Origin of the sequence: Halorhodospira abdelmalekii, from assembly GCF_016583625.1 — a bacterium.
Classification (GTDB): domain Bacteria; phylum Pseudomonadota; class Gammaproteobacteria; order Nitrococcales; family Halorhodospiraceae; genus Halorhodospira; species Halorhodospira abdelmalekii.
This window is the reverse complement of sequence record NZ_NRRN01000008.1, coordinates 15,051-41,172: the sequence shown is the minus strand read 5'-3', so window position 1 is coordinate 41,172 and position 26,122 is coordinate 15,051. Positions and strand designations below refer to the sequence as shown.

Annotated in this window: 25 protein-coding genes and 1 tRNA gene; 24 read left to right on the top strand and 2 right to left on the bottom strand. The window is 64.0% G+C overall.

Annotation, left to right across the window (positions count from 1 at the left end; all coding sequences use genetic code 11):
* Window positions 1-236 precede the first annotated feature (236 nt).
* Window positions 237-857 carry a hypothetical protein gene (locus CKO15_RS03015; protein ID WP_200192371.1) on the bottom strand — a complete coding sequence of 207 codons (621 nt, stop codon included), beginning with the start codon at window positions 855-857 and terminating at the stop codon, window positions 237-239.
* A 409-nt stretch (window positions 858-1,266) separates the two neighbouring features.
* Between CKO15_RS03015 and carA the strand changes: the two genes are divergently transcribed.
* The 4 genes from carA to CKO15_RS02995 all read left to right on the top strand — a co-directional run bounded on the left by carA (window position 1,267) and on the right by CKO15_RS02995 (window position 6,820).
* Entirely contained in the window at window positions 1,267-2,505 is a 1,239-nt protein-coding gene (gene carA / locus CKO15_RS03010; protein ID WP_200192369.1) for a glutamine-hydrolyzing carbamoyl-phosphate synthase small subunit, read from the top strand.
* Window positions 2,506-2,590: 85 nt separating this feature from the next.
* Window positions 2,591-5,812, top strand: coding sequence for a carbamoyl-phosphate synthase large subunit (gene carB, locus CKO15_RS03005; protein WP_200192367.1), 3,222 nt, complete (start codon window positions 2,591-2,593; stop codon window positions 5,810-5,812).
* Entirely contained in the window at window positions 5,809-6,285 is a 477-nt protein-coding gene (gene greA / locus CKO15_RS03000; RefSeq protein WP_200192365.1) for a transcription elongation factor GreA, read from the top strand. Before carB ends, greA begins: the two co-directional genes overlap by 4 nt.
* A gap of 34 nt (window positions 6,286-6,319) precedes the next feature.
* The gene (locus CKO15_RS02995; RefSeq protein WP_200192363.1) at window positions 6,320-6,820 is read left to right on the top strand and encodes a DUF4149 domain-containing protein; all 501 of its coding nucleotides are present in this window, start codon (window positions 6,320-6,322) and stop codon (window positions 6,818-6,820) included.
* On the opposite strand, the gene yhbY is transcribed toward CKO15_RS02995, so the two are convergent.
* Window positions 6,769-7,071, bottom strand: coding sequence for a ribosome assembly RNA-binding protein YhbY (gene yhbY / locus CKO15_RS02990; RefSeq protein ID WP_200192362.1), 303 nt, complete (start codon window positions 7,069-7,071; stop codon window positions 6,769-6,771). The two genes, CKO15_RS02995 and yhbY, sit on opposite strands and share 52 nt — an antisense overlap.
* Before the next feature lie 14 nt (window positions 7,072-7,085).
* On the opposite strand from yhbY, the gene CKO15_RS02985 reads away from it, so the two are divergent.
* The 20 genes from CKO15_RS02985 to nuoL all read left to right on the top strand — a co-directional run bounded on the left by CKO15_RS02985 (window position 7,086) and on the right by nuoL (window position 26,097).
* Window positions 7,086-7,355 (top strand): hypothetical protein, encoded by a 270-nt coding sequence (locus CKO15_RS02985; protein ID WP_200192360.1) that lies wholly within the window; start codon window positions 7,086-7,088, stop codon window positions 7,353-7,355.
* Window positions 7,355-7,999 (top strand): RlmE family RNA methyltransferase, encoded by a 645-nt coding sequence (locus tag CKO15_RS02980; RefSeq protein WP_200192358.1) that lies wholly within the window; start codon window positions 7,355-7,357, stop codon window positions 7,997-7,999. The genes CKO15_RS02985 and CKO15_RS02980 overlap by 1 nt, the downstream gene beginning before the upstream one ends.
* 62 nt (window positions 8,000-8,061) lie before the next feature.
* Window positions 8,062-10,029: an ATP-dependent zinc metalloprotease FtsH gene (ftsH, locus tag CKO15_RS02975; protein ID WP_200192433.1), complete on the top strand. Its 1,968-nt coding sequence runs from the start codon at window positions 8,062-8,064 to the stop codon at window positions 10,027-10,029.
* Entirely contained in the window at window positions 10,029-10,895 is an 867-nt protein-coding gene (gene folP / locus CKO15_RS02970; protein ID WP_200192356.1) for a dihydropteroate synthase, read from the top strand. The genes ftsH and folP overlap by 1 nt, the downstream gene beginning before the upstream one ends.
* Before the next feature lie 27 nt (window positions 10,896-10,922).
* On the top strand, window positions 10,923-12,278 hold the full coding sequence (glmM, locus tag CKO15_RS02965) for a phosphoglucosamine mutase (protein ID WP_200192354.1): 1,356 nt from the start codon (window positions 10,923-10,925) through the stop codon (window positions 12,276-12,278).
* 189 nt (window positions 12,279-12,467) lie between these two features.
* On the top strand, window positions 12,468-13,214 hold the full coding sequence (gene tpiA, locus CKO15_RS02960) for a triose-phosphate isomerase (protein WP_200192352.1): 747 nt from the start codon (window positions 12,468-12,470) through the stop codon (window positions 13,212-13,214).
* A gap of 9 nt (window positions 13,215-13,223) precedes the next feature.
* Window positions 13,224-13,763 carry a preprotein translocase subunit SecG gene (secG, locus tag CKO15_RS02955; RefSeq protein WP_200192350.1) on the top strand — a complete coding sequence of 180 codons (540 nt, stop codon included), beginning with the start codon at window positions 13,224-13,226 and terminating at the stop codon, window positions 13,761-13,763.
* A 160-nt stretch (window positions 13,764-13,923) separates the two neighbouring features.
* A tRNA-Leu gene (locus CKO15_RS02950) sits at window positions 13,924-14,008 on the top strand.
* 389 nt (window positions 14,009-14,397) lie between these two features.
* Window positions 14,398-14,754, top strand: coding sequence for an NADH-quinone oxidoreductase subunit A (locus CKO15_RS02945; protein ID WP_200192348.1), 357 nt, complete (start codon window positions 14,398-14,400; stop codon window positions 14,752-14,754).
* Window positions 14,745-15,221: a NuoB/complex I 20 kDa subunit family protein gene (locus tag CKO15_RS02940; RefSeq protein WP_200192346.1), complete on the top strand. Its 477-nt coding sequence runs from the start codon at window positions 14,745-14,747 to the stop codon at window positions 15,219-15,221. Before CKO15_RS02945 ends, CKO15_RS02940 begins: the two co-directional genes overlap by 10 nt.
* A gap of 10 nt (window positions 15,222-15,231) precedes the next feature.
* Window positions 15,232-15,957 (top strand): NADH-quinone oxidoreductase subunit C, encoded by a 726-nt coding sequence (locus CKO15_RS02935; RefSeq protein ID WP_200192344.1) that lies wholly within the window; start codon window positions 15,232-15,234, stop codon window positions 15,955-15,957.
* Between the two features lie 3 nt (window positions 15,958-15,960).
* Window positions 15,961-17,214: an NADH-quinone oxidoreductase subunit D gene (locus CKO15_RS02930; RefSeq protein ID WP_200192342.1), complete on the top strand. Its 1,254-nt coding sequence runs from the start codon at window positions 15,961-15,963 to the stop codon at window positions 17,212-17,214.
* On the top strand, window positions 17,211-17,747 hold the full coding sequence (locus tag CKO15_RS02925; RefSeq protein WP_200192340.1) for an NADH-quinone oxidoreductase subunit NuoE: 537 nt from the start codon (window positions 17,211-17,213) through the stop codon (window positions 17,745-17,747). Before CKO15_RS02930 ends, CKO15_RS02925 begins: the two co-directional genes overlap by 4 nt.
* A 22-nt stretch (window positions 17,748-17,769) precedes the next feature.
* Window positions 17,770-19,092, top strand: coding sequence for an NADH-quinone oxidoreductase subunit NuoF (nuoF, locus tag CKO15_RS02920; RefSeq protein ID WP_200192338.1), 1,323 nt, complete (start codon window positions 17,770-17,772; stop codon window positions 19,090-19,092).
* Complete coding sequence (gene nuoG / locus CKO15_RS02915) at window positions 19,089-21,539, top strand: NADH-quinone oxidoreductase subunit NuoG (RefSeq protein WP_200192336.1); 2,451 nt, start codon at window positions 19,089-19,091, stop codon at window positions 21,537-21,539. Before nuoF ends, nuoG begins: the two co-directional genes overlap by 4 nt.
* A gap of 25 nt (window positions 21,540-21,564) precedes the next feature.
* On the top strand, window positions 21,565-22,578 hold the full coding sequence (nuoH, locus tag CKO15_RS02910; RefSeq protein WP_200192334.1) for an NADH-quinone oxidoreductase subunit NuoH: 1,014 nt from the start codon (window positions 21,565-21,567) through the stop codon (window positions 22,576-22,578).
* Between the two features lie 13 nt (window positions 22,579-22,591).
* Window positions 22,592-23,080: an NADH-quinone oxidoreductase subunit NuoI gene (nuoI, locus tag CKO15_RS02905; protein WP_200192332.1), complete on the top strand. Its 489-nt coding sequence runs from the start codon at window positions 22,592-22,594 to the stop codon at window positions 23,078-23,080.
* Between the two features lie 18 nt (window positions 23,081-23,098).
* Entirely contained in the window at window positions 23,099-23,713 is a 615-nt protein-coding gene (locus CKO15_RS02900) for an NADH-quinone oxidoreductase subunit J (protein ID WP_200192331.1), read from the top strand.
* Between the two features lie 88 nt (window positions 23,714-23,801).
* Entirely contained in the window at window positions 23,802-24,107 is a 306-nt protein-coding gene (nuoK, locus tag CKO15_RS02895) for an NADH-quinone oxidoreductase subunit NuoK (protein WP_200192329.1), read from the top strand.
* Between the two features lie 19 nt (window positions 24,108-24,126).
* Entirely contained in the window at window positions 24,127-26,097 is a 1,971-nt protein-coding gene (gene nuoL / locus CKO15_RS02890) for an NADH-quinone oxidoreductase subunit L (RefSeq protein WP_420842110.1), read from the top strand.
* Window positions 26,098-26,122 lie beyond the last annotated feature (25 nt).

Genomic DNA, 26,122 nt, shown 5'->3' with positions numbered 1-26,122 from the left:
GGTGCGTTGAAGCGCGCGGAGATGCGCTGTAGTGTGTGCTGGGCGGCGGTTTGGCAAAATGGCAGCGGCCAAACACGACGCCACCGCTGAGTATGCCACATTCTGGCTCAAGACCGCACCTTCGAGGCGGCGAATGATTGCCGCTGTCCTCCCGTATGTATCGCCATAAGCGCACGGGCTATCTCATGCGACTGGCCTTGCTTGCGCAGGCCTCACTTACGCAATCTAGTATTGCTTTATTGCTTACTCTGTTTTGCCCGTTCCGGCACTTCGTGCAGCGGTGAGAGGTAGGCGCGCTCCAGCGCGGCCCGCTCCTGCAGCGCCGCGCCGCGCTCGGTCAGGACAGCGACACGCGCTTTGAGTGCCTGATGCGCTTGCACCAGTTCGACGATACGTCGCGCCTCGCCGGCCAGTGCCAAGGTGCCGCCGGAGAAGAGCGCCTCGCGACTCGGCAGCCCCTTCCCCTCAATCAAGACCGGTTCACCGACGAGTTCGGCGAAGGCGTCGTACTCTTCGTGCAGACGTTGTATCTCGCCGACCCAAGCCGCCGTTGCCGCCTGCAGCGCTTGCGCCTCGGCGAAGAGCTCTGTCGTCTCGGCGCGAAAGCCCGGCGGGGCGAACCAGACGATCGGACGCACCCAGCCTAAGTGGGTCGCCGCCTTATCGAGCCGTTCGGTCCGCGCTGCGAGCCAGTCATCGAGGGTTTCGATCTGCGCACGCTCCTCGGCATCGCCGAGCACCATGCGCTCGATCCCGTAGCCGACATTCTCACCGAGTCGTTCGATAAAGTTCAACGCCCCGATGGTGCCGGCCCAGAGTACCAGCACGGTAGCGGTGACCGTCACCAGATAACGCATGCCGCTCTCCTCCCTTGCGCTCCTTGCGCTCACTGATCGTGCGGGCGCGATTTGGTGACACGCCCGGTGCGTTTCGCTATACTGCAGCGCAATAGCGTACACTGTCTCGCCAAGCGGCTGCAGCAGTGTTCGCTGTCTCCTGCTGGCTGTCCGGTAGATCGCAGGTGGGCCAAGGGTAAGGCAAGCCAGACAGGCTCGGTCGGCCTGGCAGGTCGATGACATTAAGGCGGGAGGGGAATCCCACTCCCGCCTTTTGTACGCCCAGTATCCGCTGAGTGCCCGCTGAGAATCCAGCAGCGCTGGCCCCGTGTGTAGACGTCCGCCGCTCCCGTGCGGAGCGGTGTGGGTGGGCGCGCGGCAGCGAGTGGAGGTACGGACTGCGTGATGCGTTTATTAAAGGAGGGAAGCGTTGACCCGTCCAGCACTGCTCGTTCTCCAGGACGGCACGGTCTTTCGCGGCGAAGCGGTCGGTAGCGACGGCGCGGTAACCGCCGAAGTCGTCTTTAACACCGCTATGACTGGCTATCAGGAGATCGCCACCGATCCCTCGTACGCCGGTCAGCTGGTGACGTTGACCTACCCGCATATCGGCAACACCGGTATTAACGCCATCGACCGTGAGGATCGGCACGCCCGCTTAGCGGGGCTGATCGTGCGGGATGTCCCGCCGCGAGCGAGCAATTGGCGCTCGCAGCAAGATCTGCGCAGTTGGCTGCAAGAGGAGGGGGTGGTCGCCATCTCCGGGATCGACACCCGCAAGCTGACCCGCATTCTGCGCGAGCAGGGGGCGCAGGGCGGCTGTTTGGTCGCCGGCGCCGAGGCGGATACGCAGGAGGCGTGGGCGCGTGCCCAGGCCGCTGACTACGCCGGCATGAGTGGCCGCGATCTGGCCGGTGAGGCTGGCGTCCGTAGCACGACCGAGTGGCGCCGCGGGACGTGGCGGCTCGAATACGGCCTGGCCGATGCCGACCCCGATGCCGCGCCCCATACCCAGCCCGGTGCCGACCCCGCTGATGACTCCGACAGCGCCTCCGCTAGCGAATCTGCCACCGGGTCTGCCGGCACGGCAGCGGCGGCGCGCTATCACGTGGTCGCCTACGACTTCGGCGTTAAGCAGCAGATTCTGCGCTTGTTGGTCGATCACGGCTGCCGCGTGACCGTAGTGCCGGCGCGCACGCCAGCGGCCGAGGTGGTAGCACTGCAGCCCGATGGCCTCTTCTTCTCCAACGGCCCGGGCGACCCGCAGCCGATGGACTACGCGGTGGCGACCATCCGCGAGCTGCTCGAGACGCACCGCATCCCGGCTTTCGGGATCTGCCTTGGGCACCAGCTGCTCGGGCTGGCCAGCGGCGCGCGTACGGTCAAGATGAAGTTCGGCCACCACGGTGCCAACCACCCGGTGCTCGATCTAGCCAGTGGCCGGGTCATGATCTCGAGCCAGAACCACGGTTTTGCCGTCGATGAGGCGAGTTTGCCGGACCATCTTGAGGCAACCCACCGTTCGCTCTTTGACGGCTCTCTGCAGGGCATACGGCGCACCGATCTCCCGGCCTTCGGCTTCCAGGGCCACCCCGAGGCGAGCCCCGGGCCGCACGATGTGCGCCCGCTCTTTGAGCAGTTTATCGCCATGATGGCAGCAGCCCGCTGAGTGCCGACACCGGTGGATTGGGCGTGAATCATAAGCCGCGGATCTGCCCCGGATCCCGGACCCGACGCGGAAATCAAGCACAACTATGCCAAAACGCACCGACATCGACTCCATCCTGATCATCGGCGCCGGCCCCATCGTCATCGGCCAGGCTTGTGAATTCGACTACTCTGGCGCCCAGGCGTGTAAGGCGCTGCGCGCCGAGGGGTATCGTGTGGTCCTGGTCAACTCGAACCCGGCGACCATCATGACCGATCCCGAGACCGCCGATGCGGTCTATATCGAGCCGATCGAGTGGCAGACCGTCGCGCGCATCATCGAGCGCGAGCGCCCCGGTGCGCTGTTGCCGACGATGGGCGGACAGACGGCGCTCAACTGCGCGCTCGATCTGTGCAAGCACGGCGTGCTGGAGCGCTTCGGCGTCGAGATGATCGGGGCGACTCGTGAAGCGATCGATAAGGCCGAAGAGCGCGAGGCCTTCCGGGCCGCGATGAGCCGGATCGGGCTTGAGTCGCCGCGCGCCGAGATCGCCCGCTCGATGGCCGAGGCGCAAGCGGCGCAGGCGCGCATCGGCTTCCCGGTCATCATCCGCCCCTCCTACACCCTCGGCGGCTCGGGCGGTGGTATTGCCTACAACCGCGAGGAGTTTAACGAGATCGTCGAGCGCGGGTTGGAGCTCTCCTACACCAACGAGGTGCAGCTTGAGGAGTCGGTGCTCGGCTGGAAAGAGTACGAGATGGAGGTCGTGCGCGATCGCAACGACAACGCCATCATCATCTGCTCAATCGAGAACTTCGACCCGATGGGGGTGCATACCGGCGACTCGATCACCGTCGCCCCGGCGCAGACGCTGACCGACAAAGAGTACCAGATCATGCGCGACGCCTCGCTGGCGGTGCTGCGCGAGATCGGCGTCGAGACCGGGGGCTCGAATGTGCAGTTCGCCATCAGCCCCGAAGATGGGCGCATGGTGATCATCGAGATGAACCCGCGCGTCTCGCGCTCCTCGGCCCTCGCCTCGAAGGCGACCGGTTTCCCGATTGCCAAGGTCGCGGCGAAGCTGGCTGTCGGCTACACCCTCGATGAGTTGAGTAACGAGATCACCGGTGGGGCGACCCCGGCCTCCTTCGAGCCGACGATCGACTACGTCGTCACCAAGATTCCGCGCTTTACCTTTGAAAAGTTTCCGCAGGCACAGCCCTCTCTGACGACCCAGATGAAGTCGGTCGGCGAGGTTATGGCGATCGGCCGTACCTTCCAGGAGTCGTTCCAAAAGGCGCTGCGCGGCCTGGAGCAAGATCTAACCGGTCTCGACCCGCGCCTCGATTCGAGCCGCAGCGATCTACGCGAAGCGGTGCGCCACTCCCTGCGGCAGCCGTCGCCGGAGCGGGTGCTGCACGTCGGTGATGCCTTCCGTGCCGGTTTTACCCTCGATGAGATCCACACGATGACCGCCATCGACCCGTGGTTCTTAGCCCAGATCGAGGAGCTGATTGCGACCGAGGGCGAGATCGCCGCCGCTCGTTTCGCCGAGTGCAGTGCTGAGTCGCTGCGCCGCTATAAACGCAGCGGCTTCTCTGATGCCCGTCTGGCCGCGCTGTGGAGCGTGAGCGAAGAGCAGGTACGGCGGCGCCGTCATGAGCTCGGCATTCGTCCGGTCTTTAAGCGGGTCGACTCGTGTGCCGCGGAATTCCCCTCGGCGACTGCCTATATGTACTCGACCTACGAGGAGGAGTGCGAGGCCGCGCCGAGTTCGCGCCAGAAGATCATGGTGCTCGGCGGTGGGCCGAATCGCATCGGCCAAGGCATTGAGTTCGACTACTGCTGCGTCCACGCCGCGCTAGCACTGCGTGATGATGGCTACGAGACGATCATGGTCAACTGCAACCCGGAGACCGTCTCGACCGACTACGACACCTCCGATCGGCTCTACTTTGAGCCGCTGACCCTGGAGGATGTGCTCGAGATCGTCGAGACCGAGCAGCCGCGCGGGATCATCGTGCAGTACGGCGGGCAGACGCCGCTTAAATTGGCGCGGGCGCTGGAGGCGGCCGGGGCGCCGATCATCGGCACCTCACCGGAGTCGATCGATTGGGCCGAGGATCGCGAGCGCTTCCAAGAGCTCGTCAATCGGCTCGGTCTGATGCAGCCGCCGAACCGCACCGCTCGAACCGAGGCCGATGCGCTGCGTCTGGCCGCCGAGATCGGCTACCCGCTGGTCGTTCGCCCCTCCTACGTGCTCGGCGGGCGGGCGATGGAGATCGTCTACGAAGAGAGCGAACTGCGCCAGTACATGAACGAGGCGGTGCGGGTCTCGAACGAGTGCCCGGTACTGCTCGATCGCTTCCTCGACGATGCCGTTGAAGTCGATGTCGATGCCATCTGCGATGGCGAGCAGGTAGTGATCGGCGGTATCATGCAGCACATTGAACAAGCCGGGGTGCATTCGGGCGACTCGGCTTGCTCGATCCCGCCCTATACGCTTGCCGCGGATGTCCTCGACCGGGTGCGCGAGCAGGTCCGTCAGCTCGCTCTCGAATTGCGGGTCGTCGGCCTGATGAACGTCCAGTTTGCCATTCAAGGGCAGCGGATCTTCCTGCTCGAGGTCAATCCGCGGGCCTCGCGCACCGTGCCGTACGTTGCGAAGGCGTGCGGTGTGCCTCTGGCTAAAGTCGCGGCACGCTGTATGGCTGGGCAGAGTCTGGCGGCGCAAGGGGTGGAACAAGAGGTGATTCCGTCCTACTATTCGGTTAAGGAAGCGGTCTTCCCGTTTTTAAAATTCCCCGGTGTCGATCCGATCTTGGGGCCGGAGATGAAATCGACCGGCGAAGTGATGGGGATCGGCGCCTGTTTCGGTGAGGCATACGCGAAAGCACAGCTGGCCGCCGGCGTGGTTCTGCCGCGCGGGGGCTGCGCTTTTGTCAGCGTGCGCGAGGCCGATAAGGAGGCTGCAGTGGAAGTGGCGCAGGACTTGGTCCGGCGTGGTTTTCATTTGATCGCCACCCATGGCACGGCGGCCGCCCTCGAGGCGGCGGGCCTAGAGGTCCGCCGTATCAACAAGGTCACCGAGGGCCGGCCGCATATCGTCGATGCCATTAAGAATGATGAGGTCGATCTAATCGTGAACACCACGGAAGGGCGGCAGGCCATCGCCGACTCCTACTCGATCCGCCGTGAGGCGTTGCAGCGAAAGGTCTGTTACACCACGACCATCGCCGGCGCCCGGGCGATTTGCCTGGCGCTCGATCACATCAAGGAGTGGGAGGCCCGCCCCCTTCATGCCCTGCACCGGGAGATGACGGGATGAGCAAGATACCCTTGACGACCAAAGGCGCTGAGAAGCTGCGCGCCGAGTTACAGCGGCTCAAGCATGAGGAGCGCCCGCGGATTATTCAAGCGATCGCCGAGGCGCGCGAGCACGGCGATCTCAAGGAGAATGCCGAGTACCACGCTGCGCGTGAACAGCAGGGTTTCGTCGAGGGCCGTATTCAGGAGCTCGAAGCGAAACTGTCGAACGCCCAGATCATCGATCCGCAGACGATCCAGGCGGCACCGAAGGTCGTCTTCGGGGCGACCGTGGTCTTACAGGAGCAAGAGGGCGATAGCGAAGTCACCTATCAGATCGTCGGCGACGATGAGGCCGATATCAAACAGGGATTGATCTCGGTCAGCTCACCGATCGCCCGCGCGCTGATCGGGCGCGAGGAGGGCGATGAGGCGGTGGTGCAGGCGCCGAGCGGGGAGCGGATCTACGACATTGTCGAGGTGCGCTACGAGTGAGCGAGCGGTGTAGGTGTAGTGGCGTAGCGGGCGCGTGGAGCCGGTCGTGTTGATGCAGGCGGTTGAACGGCTGCTGCTTACGGTCTGGGCTGGCGCCTTGTGGATCGTCGGATTTTTGGTGACGCCGCTGCTCTACCGCTATACTGACGAGACCGCGGTGGCAGCGGCGCTGGCCGGTGAGTTGACGCAGGCGGTGGCGTGGACGAGTCTTCTCTGCGCTGCGGTCTTGATTCCGGCGCAGTTGCGCTACCGGATTCGGCCGCTGGCGGCCCACTGGCGACTCTGGCTGTTGGTGATCCTGGTGGTGCTCGTTGCCGTCGGCGAGTGGTGGGTGCGACCGCCGATGGTCGAGTTGACGCAGCAAGCGGTCGATGTCGCCTATCTTTCGGCGCTGCGCGCCGCCGAGAGCCTCTATCTGATCGCCTGTGCGATCGCCCTGGTTCTGGTGCTCGGCGGCCTGCAGCCGGGTCGGGAGACGCTGGCTCAGTTCGCCTCTGCCCCTGACACCGATTCCGATTCTGAGCGCTCGCGGTAGAGCAGCACTATGCGGCCGATGCTCTGCACCGCGACTGCCCCGGTCGCTGCGGTGATCGCGGCCGTCATGGCTTCGCGCTCGGCCTTATCGGCCCCGGCGAGTTTGACCTTGATCAGTTCATGATCCCAGAGGGCGCGCTCGATCTCCGCCATAACGGGCTCGCTGAGCCCCGCGGCACCGGTGAGTACGACCGGCTTGAGGTGGTGGCCGCGGCGACGCAGCGCTTTGAGTTGCTCGGCAGTTAGATCCATACAGGGGCTCACCCATGGCAGACGGAAAAGAGCAGGGGAATCTACCACGGCGTGGGGTCGTGCGCGCAAGCGGTGGGCCGCTGCGCGATGTCAAGATTGAGTTGGGGGTGGTGATTCTGCTGGTGGTCAGTGTCTGGTTGATCACCCTCGGCATCGATGCAGCGCCGTGGTGGGAGTTGATCGCCGTGTTGGGTGCCTCGTCGCTCGGTGCCGCCTGGGTGATGTGGCGGGCGCGCCGGCGGGCCCGGCAGCTCTTGGGCGTTACGAAGTGGAACGAACGCTGATGGCTAAAGGAGCAGGGCAGCGCGGTTCGGGACGTTGCGGCTCGCTGCGTCGGCGGCAGCAGCATGAGAGCGACCCCTTCGTGCGGCGGGCGCGGGCGGAGGGTTGGCGCTCGCGGGCGGCGCTGAAGCTTGAGGCGATTGATGCGCGCGATCGGCTCTTTATGCCGGGTGCCGTAGTCGTCGACTTAGGGGCGGCCCCCGGCGGCTGGTCGCAGCTGGCGGTGCGGCGGGTCACTCCTGGCGGTGTGGTGATCGCCATCGATCGCCTCGCGATGGAGCCGCTGCCCGGGGTCGAGATGATTTGCGATGACTTTGCTGAGCCATCGGGGCTGCAGGCGGTGGAGGCGGCCCTTGAGGGGCGTTCCGTCGATGTCGTGCTCTCCGATATGGCACCGAATTTGACCGGGCATACGGCAGTCGATCAGCCGGCCGTGATGGCGTTGGCCGAGTTGGCGGCCGATTTTGCCCACGCCTGGTTGAGTCATCGCGGTACTTTTTTGGTCAAAGCCTTTCAGGGAGAGGACTTCGATGCCTTCCGCGGGCAATTGCAGCAGACGTTTCGGCGCGTGTTGATTCGCAAACCGGACGCCTCGCGGGCAGCGAGTCGCGAGGTCTATCTGCTGGCCCGGGAGCCCGTGCTGTAGTAGGCTGAGTGGTTCTATTTCTTGTTGAAAGCAGGCAAAGCGAGGATGATGCCGTGAGCGACATGGCCAAGAATTTGATCCTCTGGGTCATCATCGCGGTGGTGCTGATGTCGGTATTCAGCAACTTTCAGGAGCGCACCACCGAGGTGACCGAGGAGGTCGCTTATTCCGAATTTCTCAACGAGGTCGAGCGCGGCCATGTCCGTGAGGTGCTGATCCAGGGAGAACAGATCACGATCCAGCATGCCGACGGTCGGGAGTACCGGACTTTCAATCCGGAGACCGACAATCGTGCGCTGATCGGTGAACTTTTGGAGCACGGCGTGCGCATCGACGCTAAGAAGGCCGACAGCGACAGCATGCTGCTGCAGATCTTGATCTCGTGGACGCCGTTTTTGCTGCTGATCGCCGTTTGGATCTACTTTATGCGCCAGATGCAGGGCGGTGGCGGTGGCCGAGGGGCGATGTCCTTCGGTAAGAGCAAGGCGAAGATGATGACGGAGGAGCAGAGCAAGTACAGCTTTGACGACGTTGCCGGCTGTGACGAGGCCAAGGAAGACGTCAAGGAGTTGGTCGACTTTCTGCGCGATCCGAGCAAGTTCCAGCGGCTTGGTGGCACGATCCCCCGCGGAGTGCTGATGGTGGGGCCGCCGGGTACTGGTAAGACACTGCTGGCAAAGGCGATCGCCGGCGAGGCGCGCGTTCCCTTCTTCTCGATCTCGGGCTCTGACTTTGTCGAGATGTTCGTCGGTGTTGGCGCCTCGCGGGTGCGCGATATGTTCCAACAGGCGAAGAAGCAGGCGCCGTGCATCATCTTTATCGACGAACTCGATGCCGTCGGCCGGCAGCGTGGCGCCGGTCTCGGCGGGGGTCACGATGAGCGTGAGCAGACGCTCAATCAGATGCTGGTCGAGATGGACGGCTTCGAGGGCAGTGAAGGGATCATCGTCATCGCGGCAACCAACCGCCCCGATGTGCTTGATCCGGCGCTGCTGCGCCCTGGTCGTTTCGATCGGCAGGTGGTCGTGCCGCTGCCCGACGTGCGTGGCCGTGAACAGATTCTCAACGTCCACATGAAGAAGGTGCCGGCGGCCGAAGACGTCAAGGCCGAGATCATCGCCCGCGGTACACCGGGGTTCTCCGGGGCCGATCTGCAGAACTTGGTGAACGAAGCGGCACTCTTCGCCGCCCGTGCCGATAAAGAGCGGGTCGAGCAGATCGACTTCGAGCAGGCCAAAGATAAGATCATGATGGGCTCTGAGCGCAAGTCCATGGTGATGAAAGAGGACGAGAAGAAGCTGACCGCCTACCACGAGGCCGGTCACGCCATCGTCGGGCTGAGTTCACCGGATCACGACCCGGTGCATAAGGTCTCGATCATTCCGCGCGGCCGGGCCCTTGGCGTCACCATGTTCTTGCCCGAGGAGGATCGCTACAGCTACACCAAACAGCGGCTCGATAGCATGATTTCGAGCCTCTTTGGCGGACGGATTGCCGAGGAGCTGATCTTCGGTGCCGATCGGGTAACGACCGGGGCGCAGAACGACATCCAGCGGGCGACCGAGATCGCTCGCAGCATGGTCACCAAGTGGGGGCTGTCGGCCCGCTTAGGACCACTCGCCTACGGCGAGGAGCAAGGTGAGGTCTTCCTCGGCCATGCGGTGACGCAGCATAAAGATGTCTCCGATGAGACGCAGCACGCCATCGACGAGGAGGTGCGGGCGATCATCGATACCAACTACACCACCGCCGAGCGGATTCTGCGCGAGAAGATGGATCTGCTCCACACGATGGCCGACGCCTTGATGAAGTACGAGACGATCGACCGTGAGCAGATCGACGACATCATGCAGGGCCGCGATCCGCGTCCGCCTAAGGGTTGGGAGGATCGTAAATCTGGCGGTGGTGACGGTGGCGCGACAGCCGAGGCTGCTCCTGTCGATGATGCCGAACCGTCCGCTGATGGCGATGCCGACGGTGGCCGCGACGGCGACAATGGGCCGCTGGGGCGTCCAGTGGGCGAGCATTGATGGGAGGTGATGAGCAGGCGGCAGCGCCCGCGCTCGATTGCGCGGGGTACCGGCTGCCGCTCGATCGACCGCTGATCATGGGGGTGATTAACGTCACCCCCGATTCTTTTTCCGATGGTGGACGCTTCTTGGCACCGCGGGCCGCCTGCCGGCAGGCCCACCGCTTGGTCGCCGAGGGGGCTGATTTGCTCGATATCGGTGGGGAGTCGAGTCGGCCCGGAGCCGAGCCGGTGAGTGCCGAGGAGGAGTTAGAGCGAGTCGTGCCCGTCCTTGAGGCGCTGCGCGGTGAGCTTGAGGTGCCGATCTCGGTCGACACCTGTAAACCGGCCGTGGCACGCGCCGCGGTGGCCGCCGGTGCCGCCATGATTAACGATATCCGCGCGCTGGAGGCGCCCGGTGCGTTGGCCGAGGCCGCTGCCTGGGGTGTGCCGATCTGCCTGATGCACATGCAGGGGGAGCCGCGTACGATGCAGCGGCAGCCGCACTACGACGATCTGATCGGCGAGGTGCGCGACTATCTCGCGGCGCGAGTTGCCGCGGCACAGGCCGCCGGGGTGCCACGCGAGCGCCTGGTGGTCGATCCGGGATTCGGTTTTGGTAAGAGCGTGCAGCACAACTATGCGCTGTTGCACCAGTTCTCAGCCATTGTCGACCTTGGCCTTCCGGTGCTCGTCGGCATGTCGCGTAAGTCAATGATCGGTTGGGCACTGGGGGAGCGTCCGGCGGAGCAGCGGGTCGTCGGCAGTGCCGCGGCGGCGGCGCTTGCCGTCTGGCAAGGGGCGCGCATCGTGCGCACCCACGACGTTGCGGCTACCGTTGATGCGGTAGCGATTGCCGAGACCGCGCGACGGGTCGGTAGCCAGTGAGCGTTTGAGCGGGGGGAGAGGTCGCAGGTGAGTGAAGCACGGAACTACTTCGGGACCGACGGCATTCGGGGCCGCGTCGGTGAGCATCCCATTACCCCGGAGCTGGTGTTGCGCCTTGGCTGGGCGGCTGGCCGGGTGCTGGCGAGCGAAGGCGGGCGCAAGGTGGTGATCGGCAAGGATACTCGCCTCTCCGGTTACATGTTCGAGTCGGCGCTGGAAGCAGGCTTTGCCGCCGCTGGGGTGCACTCGCTGATGCTCGGGCCGATGCCGACCCCGGCAATCGCCTACTTAACGCGCACGCTCCATGCGGCTGCCGGAGTGGTCATCAGCGCCTCGCACAACCCTCACTACGATAACGGGATCAAATTCTTCGGTGGTGATGGCTACAAGCTCGATGATGCCACCGAACTGGCCATCGAGCAGTTGCTGCGCGAGGCGCCGCAGTTGGTCGGTTGCGATCAGCTCGGGCGGGCGACTCGAGTCGGCGATGCCGCGGGGCGCTATATCGAGTTCTGCAAAGGCTCCATTCAGCGTCGCACTGACATGCACGGACTGCGTCTGGTGGTCGACTGCGCCCACGGTGCGACCTATCAAGTAGCGCCGGCCGTGCTGCGCGAACTCGGCGCCGAAGTGACGGTTTTAGGCGCTGCGCCCGATGGTTTGAATATCAACGTTGAGTGCGGTTCGCAGGCACCGGCGGCGCTGCAGCAGCGGGTGCTTGAGGAGGGGGCCGATGCCGGTCTTGCCTTCGATGGCGACGGCGATCGCGTGGTCATGGTCACTGCCGAGGGGCGGCTGCTCGATGGCGATGCGCTCCTCTATATCATCGCTGCGGCGCGCCACGCGCGAGGTCAGTTGACTGGCTGTGTGGTCGGGACGCAGATGAGCAACCTCGGTTTGGAAGTTGCGCTCGCCGAGCTGGGGCTGGCCTTAGAGCGTACCCGCGTCGGCGATCGCTACGTCTTAGAGCGCATGCTGCAGCGGGGGGCGACCTTGGGAGGGGAGTCCTCTGGGCACATTATCTGCCTCGATCGGACGACGACCGGCGATGGACTCGTCTCGGCCCTCCAGGTGCTTGAGATCATGGTAACGAGCGGTCGCGCTCTGGCTGAGTTGGCCGCCGAGCTCGAGCTCTTCCCGCAGCGCCTGGTCAATGTACCCCTGGCTAAGGGGGTCGATGTAATGGCGGCGCCGCAGTTGCAGGCGGCGGTGGCCGATGCCGAGGCGGTATTAGGGGAGCACGGGAGGATCTTGTTGCGGCCCTCGGGGACCGAGCCGTTGCTGCGAGTGATGGTCGAAGGGCAGGATGCCGAACAAGTCGAGCAGCTTGCCGAGCAGCTTGCGGAGACCGCCCGTGTGCAGACACGCCAGGTGGCGGGGTAGTGTGTGTGGTAGAGCAGTCGATGCGGCGCGGGGACGAGTCGGGTTGCGGTGCCGTCACAGGGTGAGGTGGACGGGGCATAGTTGGCCGTCTGCTGGCTGATTTGCGGACTTATTTCGTTTGATTTTGAGCGGCATGAAAGCTAGTCTTGCCCTCTTTTCTTGACAGTTTTGACAGGGCTGGATCATACGATGCGGCGAAAAATCATTGCAGGCAACTGGAAGATGAACGGGGATGCCGATCTGGTGCGTCGGATAGCCGAGCATGCTGCCGATGCCATCAGCGGGGCTGAGTTGGTGGTGTGCCCACCCTATACGCTGTTGCCGACGGCGGCCAGTCACTTGCCGACCGGTGTCGGCCTGGGCGCTCAAGATGTCAGCGAGTACCCGGCCGGGGCGTATACGGGAGAGGTCTCCGCGGCCATGCTGCTGGAGGCCGGTTGCCGCTACGTCATCGTCGGTCATTCGGAGCGGCGAACCCTCTACGGCGAGGACAACGCCCGCGTTGCGGCGAAGTATGCGGCAGCGCGTGGGGCGGGCTTGACCCCGATTTTGTGCGTCGGTGAGACACTCGCTGAGCGCGATGCACAGCGCACCGAGTCGGTTGTCGGTGAGCAGATTGATGCCGTGCTTGAGGCAGTCGGTGCTACGGCGTTCAGCGATGCAGTGATCGCCTACGAGCCGGTCTGGGCGATCGGCACCGGGCGGACGGCGGCGCCGGAACAAGCGCAGCAGGTCCATGCTTTTATCCGCGCACGGGTCGCCGAGCGTGATCCCGAAGGGGCGGCGGTGCTGCCGATCCTCTACGGCGGCAGTGTTAAGCCGGAGAACGCAGCGGAGTTATTTGCTCAAGAGGATATCGACGGTGGCTTGATCGGCGGCGCCTCGCTCGATTCAGAGGGCTTTTTGGCCATCCACCGCGCCGCCGTAGGGGGTTAAGAGAAGACTATGTTCGCAGCAGTTCTCGCCGTGCACGTCGTGATCGCCGTAGCCCTGGTGATCCTGGTGTTGCTTAATCAGGGAAAGGGGGCCGATATGGGTGCGGCCTTTGGCAGCGGCGCCTCTAGCACGGTCTTCGGCTCACGCGGGGCGGCGACCTTTATGACCAAGCTGATCGCCACCCTGGGTACCTTCTTCTTCGTGACCAGCCTCAGTCTAGCGGTGATGGCCAGCCGCGGTTTGGGTATGGGGGCCGAGACTTCGGTGATCGGTGACGAACCGGATGTCCAGGAGTTGCCCACTGCCGATCTGCCCGATATCCCGGAGTCGCCCGACGATCCGGACGCCCCGGACGACCCGGTTCGCGAGCTCGGCGATGAGATGCCCGAGGCTCCAGCGACGCCGGGCGAAGAGGAGGCGCCTGAGGCACCGGCTGCGCCGGGTGAAGAGGGTGCACCCGAGGCACCAGCTGCGCCGGCCGATGAGCATGCGCCCGAGGCGCCTGCTGAGCCCGCTGAAGAAGAGGCACCGGAAGAGCCGGCGCCTTGATCTTGGCAAGAGAAGCGGCTACCATAGCGGCGCGTTGTGCGGTGGTAGTCGCTGTTTCGCTCTCCCGGGACCGCTGTTCGTTGGCGGTGGGCCTGGGGTGAGAGGAGAGAAGAGGCGAGTGACGCTGTGGCGGCGTTGGGTAGCAAATTTTGAGTGACTTGCCGAAGTGGTGGAATTGGTAGACACGCCGTCTTGAGGGGGCGGTGGCGAAAGCCGTGCCGGTTCGAGTCCGGCCTTCGGCACCAGTTAGTTAACCAGTTGCGCGACAAGCCCCGCCGTTCAAGACGGGGAAGGGTGGCGCGCGGCGCGGGAATCGCCTTTGCGGGATTCAGCATAGCGCCGCTGTGCTGGCCATGTTCTATGAACGATCCTCTGTTGCGCTAATCCCTTGCCCATGGACCCTCTTTGGGCCCCTGTGAGATCTCGTCCCTATTGCCTGTTTTGCCTCTGTGTAGCGCGGTGGCAACCTTCACGATCCCTTTGCCTCACCATAACCCTTTTCTAGTCAGAAAGTTATAAATTCGTCTGAGTTGACATCGGACGCTGCGCCTCCGTAAACTCCATGGTCACCTGCGCGGCGATGGATGTGGAGCGCCGCCTGCAACGAGCCAGGAGCGGAGCAGCGTAGACAGAGATGCTAGAAAATTACCTGCCGGTTCTCATGTTCATCATCGTCGGACTCGTCTTCGGCGCATTGCCGCTGATCGCTGGGTTCGTGCTCGGTCCCCGCCGTCCTCACCCTGAAAAGCAGGCGCCCTACGAGTGTGGTTTCGAGGCCTTTGAAGATTCGCGGATGAAGTTCGACGTGCGCTACTACTTGGTTGCGCTGCTCTTCATCCTCTTCGATCTGGAGATCGCGTTTCTCTTCCCGTGGGCGGTCGTGCTGGAGGATATCGGTCTCTTTGGCATCGCAGCCATGGGACTCTTCGTCGGTCTGCTGGTCATCGGTCTGCTCTACGAGTGGCAGAAAGGGGCGTTGGAATGGGAGTAGAAGGCCTGCTGGAGCGTGGCTATATCACCACCTCGGCCGATAAGCTGATTAACTGGGCGCGCACCGGATCACTGTGGCCGGTCACCTTCGGTCTGGCCTGCTGCGCAGTCGAGATGATGCACACGGCGGGGCCGCGTTACGACATGGACCGTCACGGGCTGATTTTCAGGCCGAGCCCCCGACAGTCCGATGTGATGATCGTAGCTGGCACCCTGTGCAACAAGATGGCGCCGGCGCTGCGCAAGGTCTACGATCAGATGCCGGATCCTAAGTGGGTGATCTCCATGGGCTCTTGTGCCAACGGTGGGGGCTATTACCACTACTCTTACGCAGTCACCCGTGGCTGCGACCGGATCGTCCCCGTCGATATCTACGTCCCGGGCTGCCCGCCGACTGCGGAAGCCCTCTACTACGGGATCCTCCAGTTGCAAAACAAGATCCGTCGGACGAACACCATTGCGCGCTGAGGGAGAGTCCATGGCTGAGCCCGAGAGCCTCTGTGAGCAGCTCCGTGGCCACTTCGGCCCCCGTCTGATCGCCTGTGAAACGGCGTATGGCGAGGTGACCATCGAGGTGAGCCCGGAGGCGTTAATGACGGTCATGCGCGAGCTGCGCGATGCCCCGGCCTATCGCTTCGAGCAGTTGCTCGATATTGCGGGGGTCGACTACGCCACCTACGGCCAAGACGAGTGGGTCACGGAGCAGGCTAGCAGTACCGGCTTTAGCCGCGGGGTAACCGAGCCGGGGGTCGGTCGTATCGGCGGAACCGGCGTCTACGGCCTGCAGCCGATCACCGAGAATACCGGACGGCGGTTCGCAGCGGTCTACCACCTGCTCTCTTTCGAGCACAATCGCCGTTTGCGGGTGCGCTGTTTTGCGACCGACGACGACTTTCCGCTGCTGCCCTCGGTGATCGACCTCTGGAGTGCGGCGAATTGGCCCGAGCGTGAGGCTTTTGACCTCTACGGAATCGTCTTCGATGGTCACCCCGATCTGCGCCGGATCCTGACCGACTACGGCTTTGTCGGCCACCCCTTCCGTAAAGACTTTCCCATGGTGGGGGATGTCGAGCCGCACTACGATGAGGAGAAGGGAAGGGTGGTCTACGCCCCGGTAGAGATCGAGCCGCGCGTATTGACGCCGCGCATCATTCGTCGCGATCACCGTTATATCGGTTCGCCTAGCGCGCCGCGGGAGGGCTAGAGGATGGCTGAGTTTCAAAGCTACACCATCAACTTTGGCCCGCAGCACCCAGCCGCTCACGGTGTGCTGCGCTTGGTGCTAGAACTCGACGGCGAAGTGGTCCAGCGCGCCGATCCGCACATCGGGCTGCTGCATCGGGCGACCGAAAAGCTCGCCGAGACGAAGCCGTACAATCAGTCGATCGGTTACATGGACCGGCTCGATTACGTCTCGATGCTTTGCAATGAGCACGGCTATGTGCGGGCGATCGAAAAACTCCTCGGGATCGAGCCGCCGATCCGTGCCCAGTACATCCGTTCCATGCTCGACGAGGTCACGCGCATCCTCAACCACCTGATGTGGATCGGTGGCCACGGCCTCGATGTCGGGGCGATGAGCGTCTTTCTCTACGCCTTCCGTGAGCGCGAAGAGCTCATGGATGTCTACGAGGCGGTCTCGGGGACGCGCATGCACGCGAGCTACTATCGCCCCGGTGGTGTGAATCGCGATCTGCCCGATCAGATGCCGCGCTACGAAGCCTCACCCTACCGCAGCGAGCGCGAGCTGCGTGAGATGAATCGGGCGCGCGAGGGATCGCTGCTCGACTTCCTCGATGATTTCTGTGAGCGCTTCCACGGTTGTGTCGATGAGTACGAGACACTGCTCACCGATAACCGGATCTGGAAGCAGCGCCTGGTCGATATCTGCGTCGTCTCGCCGGAGCGGGCGAAGGCGCTCGGCTTTAGCGGCCCGCTGCTGCGCGGCTCGGGCGTGGAGTGGGATCTGCGCAAGATGCAGCCCTACGCCGCCTACGAGTGGCTCGATTTCGATATCCCGGTCGGTACCAATGGGGATAGCTACGACCGCTACCTGGTGCGTGTCGAGGAGATGCGGCAGTCGGCACGGATCATTAAGCAGTGTGTCGATTGGCTGCGAGTAAATCCAGGACCGGTACGGCTCGACGACCCGAAGGTAACGCCGCCGCCGCGCGAGCGCATGAAGGACGACATGGAGTCCTTGATTCATCACTTTAAGCTCTTCAGCGAGGGCTACTGCCCCCCGGAGGGCGAGGTCTACGCCGCGGTCGAGGCGCCGAAGGGGGAGTTTGCAACGTATATCATCTCCGATGGGGCGAATAAGCCCTATCGACTCAAGGTGCGGCCGCCGTGTTTCTATCACTTGGCAGCCCTCGATGAGATGATTCGCGGCTATATGTTGGCCGATGTGGTGACCTTGATCGGCTCGCTCGATGTGGTCTTCGGGGAGGTGGATCGGTGAGGCAAGAGACGGCTCAGGAGAAGGCCCAGCACGCGGCCCAGGAGACGGCACTGACGGAGGCGCAGCAGGCCCGCATTGATCGCTGGCTGGCGCAGTATCCGCCCGACCCGGCGGGGCGCCGCTCGGCGGTGATCCCGGCCCTGCACGTCCTGCAGGACGACAACGGCGGGACGCTCGAGCGCCACCACATCGCTGCATTAGCCGACTATCTTGGGATGCCGCGGGCGGCCGTCTTCGAGGTCGCGACCTTCTACTCGATGTTTCACCTCGACACCGCGTGCGGTCGGCATAAGGTCAACATCTGCACCAACATCTCGTGTTGGCTCAACGGCGCCGATGGGCTGGTCGCCTACGCCGAGGAGAAGCTCGGCGTGCGCCTCGGCGAGACGACGACCGATGGGCGGATCACCCTAGTGCGTGAGGAAGAGTGCCTAGCCGGTTGTGTCGGAGCGCCGATGATGGTCGTCGATGGCCACTACCATACACACCTGACCCGGGAACGGATCGACGAGATCCTCGACGGGTTGGACTGAAACGGCGGGGCGCGGAGGAGCCATGGCGAATCAGGTGTGCTTTACGACCCTCGGCTACGAGCAGCCTTGGAGCCTAGAGACGTATCGTAAGGTCGGTGGCTATCAGGCACTTGAGAAGGTGCTCAAAGGCCGCCAAGGCAGCTCCCAAGGCTCCCAGGGCGCCCAACAAGGCCCGATGGAGCCGGCGCAAGTCATCGAACAGGTCAAACAGAGCGGTCTGCGCGGGCGCGGCGGTGCCGGCTTCCCACCGGGGATCAAGTGGGGGTTCATGCCGCGTGCCAGTCAGGTGCAGAAGTATCTGATCTGCAACTCCGATGAGTCCGAGCCGGGGACGTGCAAGGATCGCGATATTCTGCGCTTTAACCCCCATGCGGTCATCGAGGGGATGGTCATCGCCGGCTACGCCATGGGGGCGAGCGTCGGCTACAACTACATGCGCGGCGAGTTCCACCATGAGCCCTTCGAGCGCATGGAGACGGCAGTCGCCGAGGCGCGCGAGGCCGGCTATCTCGGCGATAACATCCTGGGGTCGGGGTTCGATTTTCAGCTCTACAACCACATCGGCGCCGGTGCCTACATCTGCGGCGAGGAGTCGGCGCTGATGGAGTCGTTGGAGGGGAAGAAGGGGCAGCCGCGCTTTAAGCCGCCCTTCCCGGCGCAGTTTGGGCTTTACGGGAAGCCGACGACGATCAACAACACCGAGACCTTAGCCTCGGTCCCGGCGATTATCCGCAACGGTGCCGAGTGGTTTTTGGGCCTCGGGCGGCCGAATAACGGCGGTGAGAAGATCTTCTGCGTCTCCGGCCACGTCGCTAAGCCGGGGAATTTCGAGATCCCGATGGGCACGCCCTTCAGAGATTTGCTCGAGATGGCCGGCGGGGTGCGCGATGGGCGGCGGCTGAAGGCGGTGATCCCGGGCGGCAGTTCGACGCCGGTCGTCCCGGGCGAGACCATGCTCGCGGTCAATATGGACTACGAGAGCCTGCAGCACGTCGGCTCGATGCTCGGTTCCGGGGCGGTCATCGTTATGGATGAGACGACCGACATGGTGCGTGCCTTGGCCCGCATTTCGCGCTTTTACTACGCCGAGTCGTGCGGTCAGTGTACGCCGTGCCGCGAGGGCACCGGCTGGCTCTATCGCACCCTGATGCGCATCGTCGAGGGGCAGGGGCGAAGCGAAGATCTGGAACTGCTCGAGAAGGTCGCAGGGCAGGTCGCCGGGCACACCATCTGCGCCTTCGGTGATGCTGCAGCGATGCCGGTGCAGAGTTTCCTGAAGCACTTTCGCGGCGAGTTCGAGCACTACATCGAGCATGGACGGCCGGCGGTGGAGGCGGCAGCATGAGCCAGGAGAAGGTCACCATCGAGATCGACGGCCGCACGATTGGTGCGCGTGCTGGCGAGCCGCTGATCGAAGCGGCCGATCGGGCCGGGATCTACATCCCGCGCTTTTGTTACCACAAACACCTCTCGGTAGTGGCCAGCTGCCGGATGTGTCTCGTCGAGGTCGAGCGTGCGCCGAAGCCGCTGCCGGCGTGTGCGACCCAGGTTGCCGACGGCATGAAGGTGGCGACGCGCTCGGCGGGCGCCCTCGATGCCCAGCGCGGGGTGATGGAGTTTCTGCTGATCAACCACCCGCTCGACTGCCCTATATGTGATCAGGGCGGGGAGTGCGAGCTGCAGGATCAGGCGCTTGGCTACGGACGCGGGGTCTCGCGCTTTGTCGAGGGGAAGCGGGCGGTCGCCGACGAAGATCTCGGCCCCTTGGTCGCGACCGAGATGACGCGCTGTATCCACTGTACCCGCTGCGTGCGCTTCCTTGAGGAGATCGCCGGCGATCAGGAGCTCGGCGGGATGCATCGCGGCGAACAGCTGCGTATCTCGACCTACACCGGCGAACCGCTGCGTTCGGAGTTATCGTCCAATATCATCGACCTATGCCCGGTTGGGGCGTTGACCAATAAGCCGTTCCGGTTTCGCGCCCGGGCGTGGGAGCTGCTGAGCTTCCCGATGGTCTCGGTGCACGATGGGGTCGGCTCGCACCTCTCGGTCCATACCTACCAGGGCCGTATCCAGCGTGTGGTGCCGCGCGAGTGCAGTACCATTAACGAGACCTGGATTGCCGATCGCGACCGCTACGCGATTGAGGGGCTGGCGGCGCCGGATCGGCTGCGCGAGCCGCTGGTCAAGCGCTACGGTGAGTGGCACACCGCCGGCTGGGAAGAGGCCCTGAGTGCGGCGGTTGCCGGTGTGCGCCGCGTCCTTGAGGGCCACGGTGCAGCCGGTATCGGCGCGCTGTTAGCGCCGCACGCGACCCTTGAGGAGCTCTACCTCGGCGGCCGAGTGGTGCGGGCGCTCGGCTCGGCGAATGTCGATCACCGTCTGCGCGAGGGCGATGTCAGCGATCAGGAGCAGGCGCCGCCCTTCCCCTATCTCGGCGGGACGATCGCCGAACTCGAGCAGGCCGATGCCGTCTTGCTGATCGGCAGTTATCCGCGTCACGAGCAGCCGCTGATTCAGCACCGGCTGCGCAAGGCGGCGCGCGCTGGGGCACAGATCATGGCGCTGGGGTTGCGGCGCTTCGCTTGGAACTTCGAACTCGCCGAAGAGCACGCGGTGGCACCGCAGCACTTAGTAAGCGAGCTCGCGGCGGTCGCGCAGGCGCTCGGTGAGCGCAAGCAGCGGAAGCTGCCGCAGGCGCTGCGCGGGCTTCCTGGTGGCTCTGTCAGTGAGCCAGCGCGGGCGATGGCCAAGCGCTTGCTGGCCGGCGAGCGGGCTGTGGTGCTGCTGGGCAACCAAGCGCTGAGCCACCCGCAAGCGGCCACGCTGCGGGCGCTCGCGGCGCTGATCGGCGAGTGGAGCGGTGGCCGGTTCGGGGTCTTGGCCGCGGCGGCGAACAGCGCTGGCGGTTGGTTGGCTGGAGCCCTGCCGCATCGCGAGGTGGCCGGGCGTCCCAGCGCCGAACAGGGGTTGGCCGCTGATGCCATGGTGCGAGCGCAGCTGCCGTGCTATCTGCTCCACGATGTCGAGCCCGAGCACGATCTGTGGGACCCGGCAGCGGCGGACGCGGCGCTGCGTCAGGCCGAGCACGTCGTGGCGGTGAGCAGTTTTGCCAGTGAGCGCTTGCGTGAGGTCGCCGATGTGCTCCTGCCGCTAGGCGCCTTCGGCGAGACGGCCGGCACATACGTCAATACCGAGGGCCGCTGGCAGAGTGTGCGCGGGGTTGCCCAGTCCTACGCCGAGGCGCGTCCAGGCTGGCGGATTTGGTGTGCACTGGCGCAGCTCTTGGAGCTTGAGGGCTTTGCGTACCCCGACATCGCTGCGGTCCACGCCGAGATCGCCGGCGCCTGTCGCGATGTGCAGCCGAGCAGCCGCTACCCGGCCGAGCTTCGTAGCAGCGGTGCTACGAGCGCTGACGGCGGATCAAGCTCGGCGCCGGGGCGAGCGAGCGGGCAGGGCAGCGGGGTGACGTTGGCGCTGGCCGGGGCGGTGCCGATCTACGCCGGCGATGCGCTGGTGCGGCGCTCTGAGCCGCTGCAGCAGAGTCCCCTAGCCGCGCGTCTTGAGGCGGTGGTGGCCCCTGAGACGGCGCAGCAGCTAGGCATTTCACATGCGGAGACGGACGAGGCGACGGTGCGGGTGCGGGTGCAGGCCGCTGCTGCGGAGGCGTTGGAGCTGCCGCTCGTCGTCAGCTCAACGATCCCTGCGGGGACGGTGTGGATCCCGGCCGGACTGGCAGAGCGGGCACAGCTGGGTCCGCCGTTCGGGACCGTGACCATCGAAGCGCTCTAGGCGGCAGCAAAGGACGATCGAAGGCATGATCGAGACACTTCTGTGGCATTCCGCCAAGATTTGGGCCGTACTCATCCCGCTCTTCGTGGCGGTGGCGTACTACACCTACGTCGAGCGGCGGGTCATCGGCCACATGCAGGATCGTCGCGGCCCGAACCGCGTAGGGTACCGGGGATTGCTGCAACCGATTGCCGATGCCCTGAAACTCCTGTTCAAGGAGATCACGATCCCAAGTCAGGCCAACCGCGTGCTCTTTCTTATCGCCCCGACGATGGCCATCATGCCGGCACTGGCCGCCTGGGCGGTGGTTCCCTTCGGTGAGGGGCTGGCGGTCGCTGACATCAACGCCGGTGTGCTCTACATCTTGGCGATGACCTCGCTAGGGATCTACGGGCTGCTGCTGGCCGGGTGGGCGTCGAACTCGAAATACGCCCTCTTCGGCACCATGCGTGCCTCGGCGCAGATCGTCTCCTACGAAATCGCGCTTGGCTTTGCCTTGGTCGGGGTCCTCATGGCGGCCGGGACGATGAACCTGGGCGGGATCGTTGAGGCACAGGCCGGTCCCTTCTGGGAGTGGTTCTGGTTGCCGCTGCTGCCGCTCTTTATCGTCTACTGGATCTCTGGGGTGGCAGAGACGAACCGGGCGCCCTTCGACATCGCCGAGGGTGAGTCGGAGATCGTCGCCGGCTTCCACGTCGAGTACTCCGGCATGGCCTTCGCGATCTTCTTCTTGGCCGAGTACGCGAACATGCTGCTGATCTCGCTCTTGGCGGCGATCTTCTTCTTCGGCGGCTGGTACTCGCCCTTCGAGGGGATCCCGGTGCTCGGCCCTGCCTTCGATTGGGTGCCGGGGACGGTCTGGGTCTTGCTGAAGGCCGCCTTCTTCGCCTTCTGCTACCTCTGGTTCCGAGCGACCTTCCCGCGCTATCGCTACGATCAGCTGATGCGCTTGGGCTGGAAGGTCTTGATTCCGGTCACCGTGGTCTGGCTGGTGGTACTCACCGGGCTGATCTACGCTGGCATCGGCCCCTGGTTCTAACGGGAGCGAGCTGATGAGGCCGCTGAGCGAATATCTGCAAAGTTTCCTACTCGTCGAGCTGCTGCGCGGGTTGCGTCTGACTGGGCGGCACTTTTTTAGCCGCAGTGTGACGCTCGAGTTTCCCGAGGAGCGGGCGCCGAAATCACCGCGCTTTCGCGGCCACCTGGCGTTGCGTCGCTATGCGAACGGCGAAGAGCGCTGCATCGCCTGTAAGCTCTGCGAAGTTGTCTGTCCGGCGCAGGCGATCACCATCGAGTCGCATCAGCGCGCCGATGGTACGCGCCGCACGACCCGTTACGAGGTCGACATGTTCAAGTGCATCTACTGCGGCTTTTGCGAGGAGTCGTGCCCGGTCGATTCGATCGTGCTGACCCGGCTCGATACCTACACCGCCGAAGTGAGCGGCGAGCGCGTGCTCAACAAGCAACAGCTATTGAGCATGGGGGATCGCTACGAGAGCCAGATCGCGGCCGACCGCGCCGTCGATGCGCCATACCGATAAGCGAGGGCGTTCGTAACGATGGAACAAGTGATCTTCTATCTCTTTGCCGGCGTGCTGCTCTTTGCCGCGACCATGGTGATCAGCGTCCGCAACCCGGTCTACGCCGCGCTCTTTCTGGTCTTGGCCTTTTTCAATGCGGCGGTGCTGTGGGTCTTGGTCGGTGCGGAGTTCCTCGGCTTGGCCCTGATCGTCGTCTACGTCGGCGCCGTTATGGTCCTCTTCCTCTTCGTGTTGATGATGCTCGATGTCAACACGGCGGCCATGCGCGAGGGGTTTACCCGCTATCTGCCGGTTGGAGTGGTCGTCGCCGGCTTGATGCTGCTGCAGCTGATAGTGGTGATCCTCTCTGAGCAGGTCGATTTGATCGGCGGGTTGATCCCGGAGCCGTCGGCCGAGGTCGATAACGTCCACGCCATCGGTCAAGTGCTCTATACCGCCTACGTCTATCCTTTCGAGATTGCCGCCGTCATCTTGCTGTTGGCGATCGTTGCGGCAATCTCGCTGACGATGCGCCGCCAACGTCCCAATACGCAGCGCCAGGATGTGCCTAAGCAGCTCTCGGTGACGAAAGAGCAGCGGTTGCGGTTGGTCCAGATCGACAAGAAGAATCGGCGGCATACCAGCGATACCTAGAACCGTGAACCGTAGCGCCGTGTAGGGCGGTGGCCCGACCGGCAGGGGCGTTACCACAAACCATAGCGATGATAAGCGGGAAGGCCCAATGATCGAGCTCTCCAATTTCCTGGTCCTGGGGGCGCTGCTCTTCTGCCTCGGTGTGGCGGGGATCTTTATCAACCGCAAGAACGTCATCTTGCTGCTGATGTGCATCGAGCTGATCCTGCTCGCCGTGAACATCAATTTCATCGGCTTCTCCGCCTATCTCGACGATATCGCCGGGCAGATCTTCGTCTTCTTTATCCTCACGGTGGCCGCGGCGGAGGTGGCCATAGGCCTGGCGATCGTTGTGGTGCTGTTCCGCTCACGCGGTGATATTAACGTCGCCGCTCTCGATACCATGAGGGGGTAAACCGATGGATCCGGTCCTTGTGGAGTGGGTGCTCTACGCCATCGTCCTGTTGCCGCTGATCGCCGCGCTGATCGCCGGTATCGGCGGCCCGTGGATTGGGCGCGTCGGCGCGCACCGCGTGACGATTGGCGGGGTCGGCCTCGCGACGGTGCTCTCCTTTTGGGTGCTCTATGCGCAGGTCTGGGGTGGGGCGGCACCGCTCGATATCACGGTCTACACCTGGGCTACGGTCGGCAATCTCAGCTTTGAGATCGGCTTTCTAGTCGATCGCCTGACGGCGGTGATGATGGCGACGGTGACCTTCGTCGCCCTGATGGTGCACATCTACACCATCGGCTACATGCACGACGACCCGGGCTATCAGCGCTTCTTTAGCTATATCGCGCTCTTTACCTTCGCCATGCTGATGCTGGTGATGGCGAATAATCTGCTGCAACTCTTCTTCGCCTGGGAGGCCGTCGGCTTGGTCTCCTACCTGCTCATCGGCTTCTGGTACACCCGCGAGAGCGCGATCTTTGCTAACTTGAAGGCCTTTCTGGTCAACCGCGTGGGTGATCTGGGGCTGCTGTTGGGGATCGCCGTCTTGGCGAGCGCCTTCGGCACGCTCCACTACGGTGAGCTCTTTGCAGCGGTTGCCGAGGCGCCCGATCAGACCCTGAACCTCTTCGGGGCCGCTGAGTGGAGCCTGATCACCGTCGCCTGCGTGCTGATCTTCATCGGCTGCATGGGGAAGTCGGCCCAGGTGCCGTTGCACGTCTGGCTGCCCGACTCGATGGAGGGTCCGACGCCGATCTCGGCGCTGATTCACGCCGCGACCATGGTGACCGCAGGGATCTTCCTCGTCGCCCGGCTCTCGCCGCTCTTTGAACTCTCGACCGTGGCCTTGACAGTGGTCCTGGTCGTCGGCGCCCTGACCGCCTTCTTCATGGGGCTGATCGGCCTGGTGCAAAACGACATCAAGCGGGTGGTGGCCTACTCGACCCTTTCACAGCTCGGCTATATGGTCGCTGCACTCGGCGTCTCGGCCTACGCCGCTGGGGTCTACCATCTCTTCACCCACGCCTTCTTCAAAGCGCTGCTCTTTTTGGCCGCCGGATCGGTGATCATCGCCCTGCACCACGAGCAGGATATGCGGAAGATGGGCGGTTTGGCGAAGTATCTGCCGATCACCTACATCACCATGCTCATCGGCACGCTGGCACTGATCGGCTTCCCGGGCTTCTCCGGCTTCTTCTCGAAAGAGGCGGTGATCGCTGCGGTCGGCTACAGCGCTGGCGGGTGGGCGACCTTCGCCTACTGGCTATTGGTGCTCGGGGTCTTTGTCACCGCGCTCTATAGCTTCCGGCTGCTCTTTATGGTCTTCCACGGCGAAGAGCGCATGGACGCCCACGCCCGCGAGCACCTGCACGAGAGTCCGCGTGTTGTGACCATTCCGCTGCTGCTGCTAGCGGTGCCCTCGGTGCTGATCGGTCTGCTGACCTTTGGACCGATGGTCATCGGTGATTTCTTTAAGGTCGACGGTTCGATTCAGGTGCTGGCCACTGAGCACGGGCTGGCCTATCTGGCTGCTGGCTACACCGGGGTTCTCGGGTTTATCGGCCACGCCTTCGCCACCCCGGTGCCGTATCTGGCCTTCGCCGGCTTCCTGACGGCGTGGCTACTCTATATCAAGCGTCCTGAGTGGCGGCCGCGTGTGGTCGCGCCATTGGCCCCGCTGCAGCGGCTGCTTGAGCATAAGTACGGTTTTGATTGGCTCTATGTCCAAGGTGCTGCCGGAGGCGGGCGTGCCTTGGCGCGGGGGCTGACACTGGTGGGTGAGCGGTGGATTATCGACGGGGCGCTGGTCAACGGTTCGGCGCGCCTGATCGGGCGAGCAGCGGCCGGGGTGCGGCAGCTGCAAACGGGTTATCTCTACCACTACGCCTTCATCATGGTCATCGGCGTCCTGCTGCTGATCACACTCTTTGTGGTGCGCACAGTGCTCGCCTAAGGCGAAGCAGAGGCAATAACGCGCC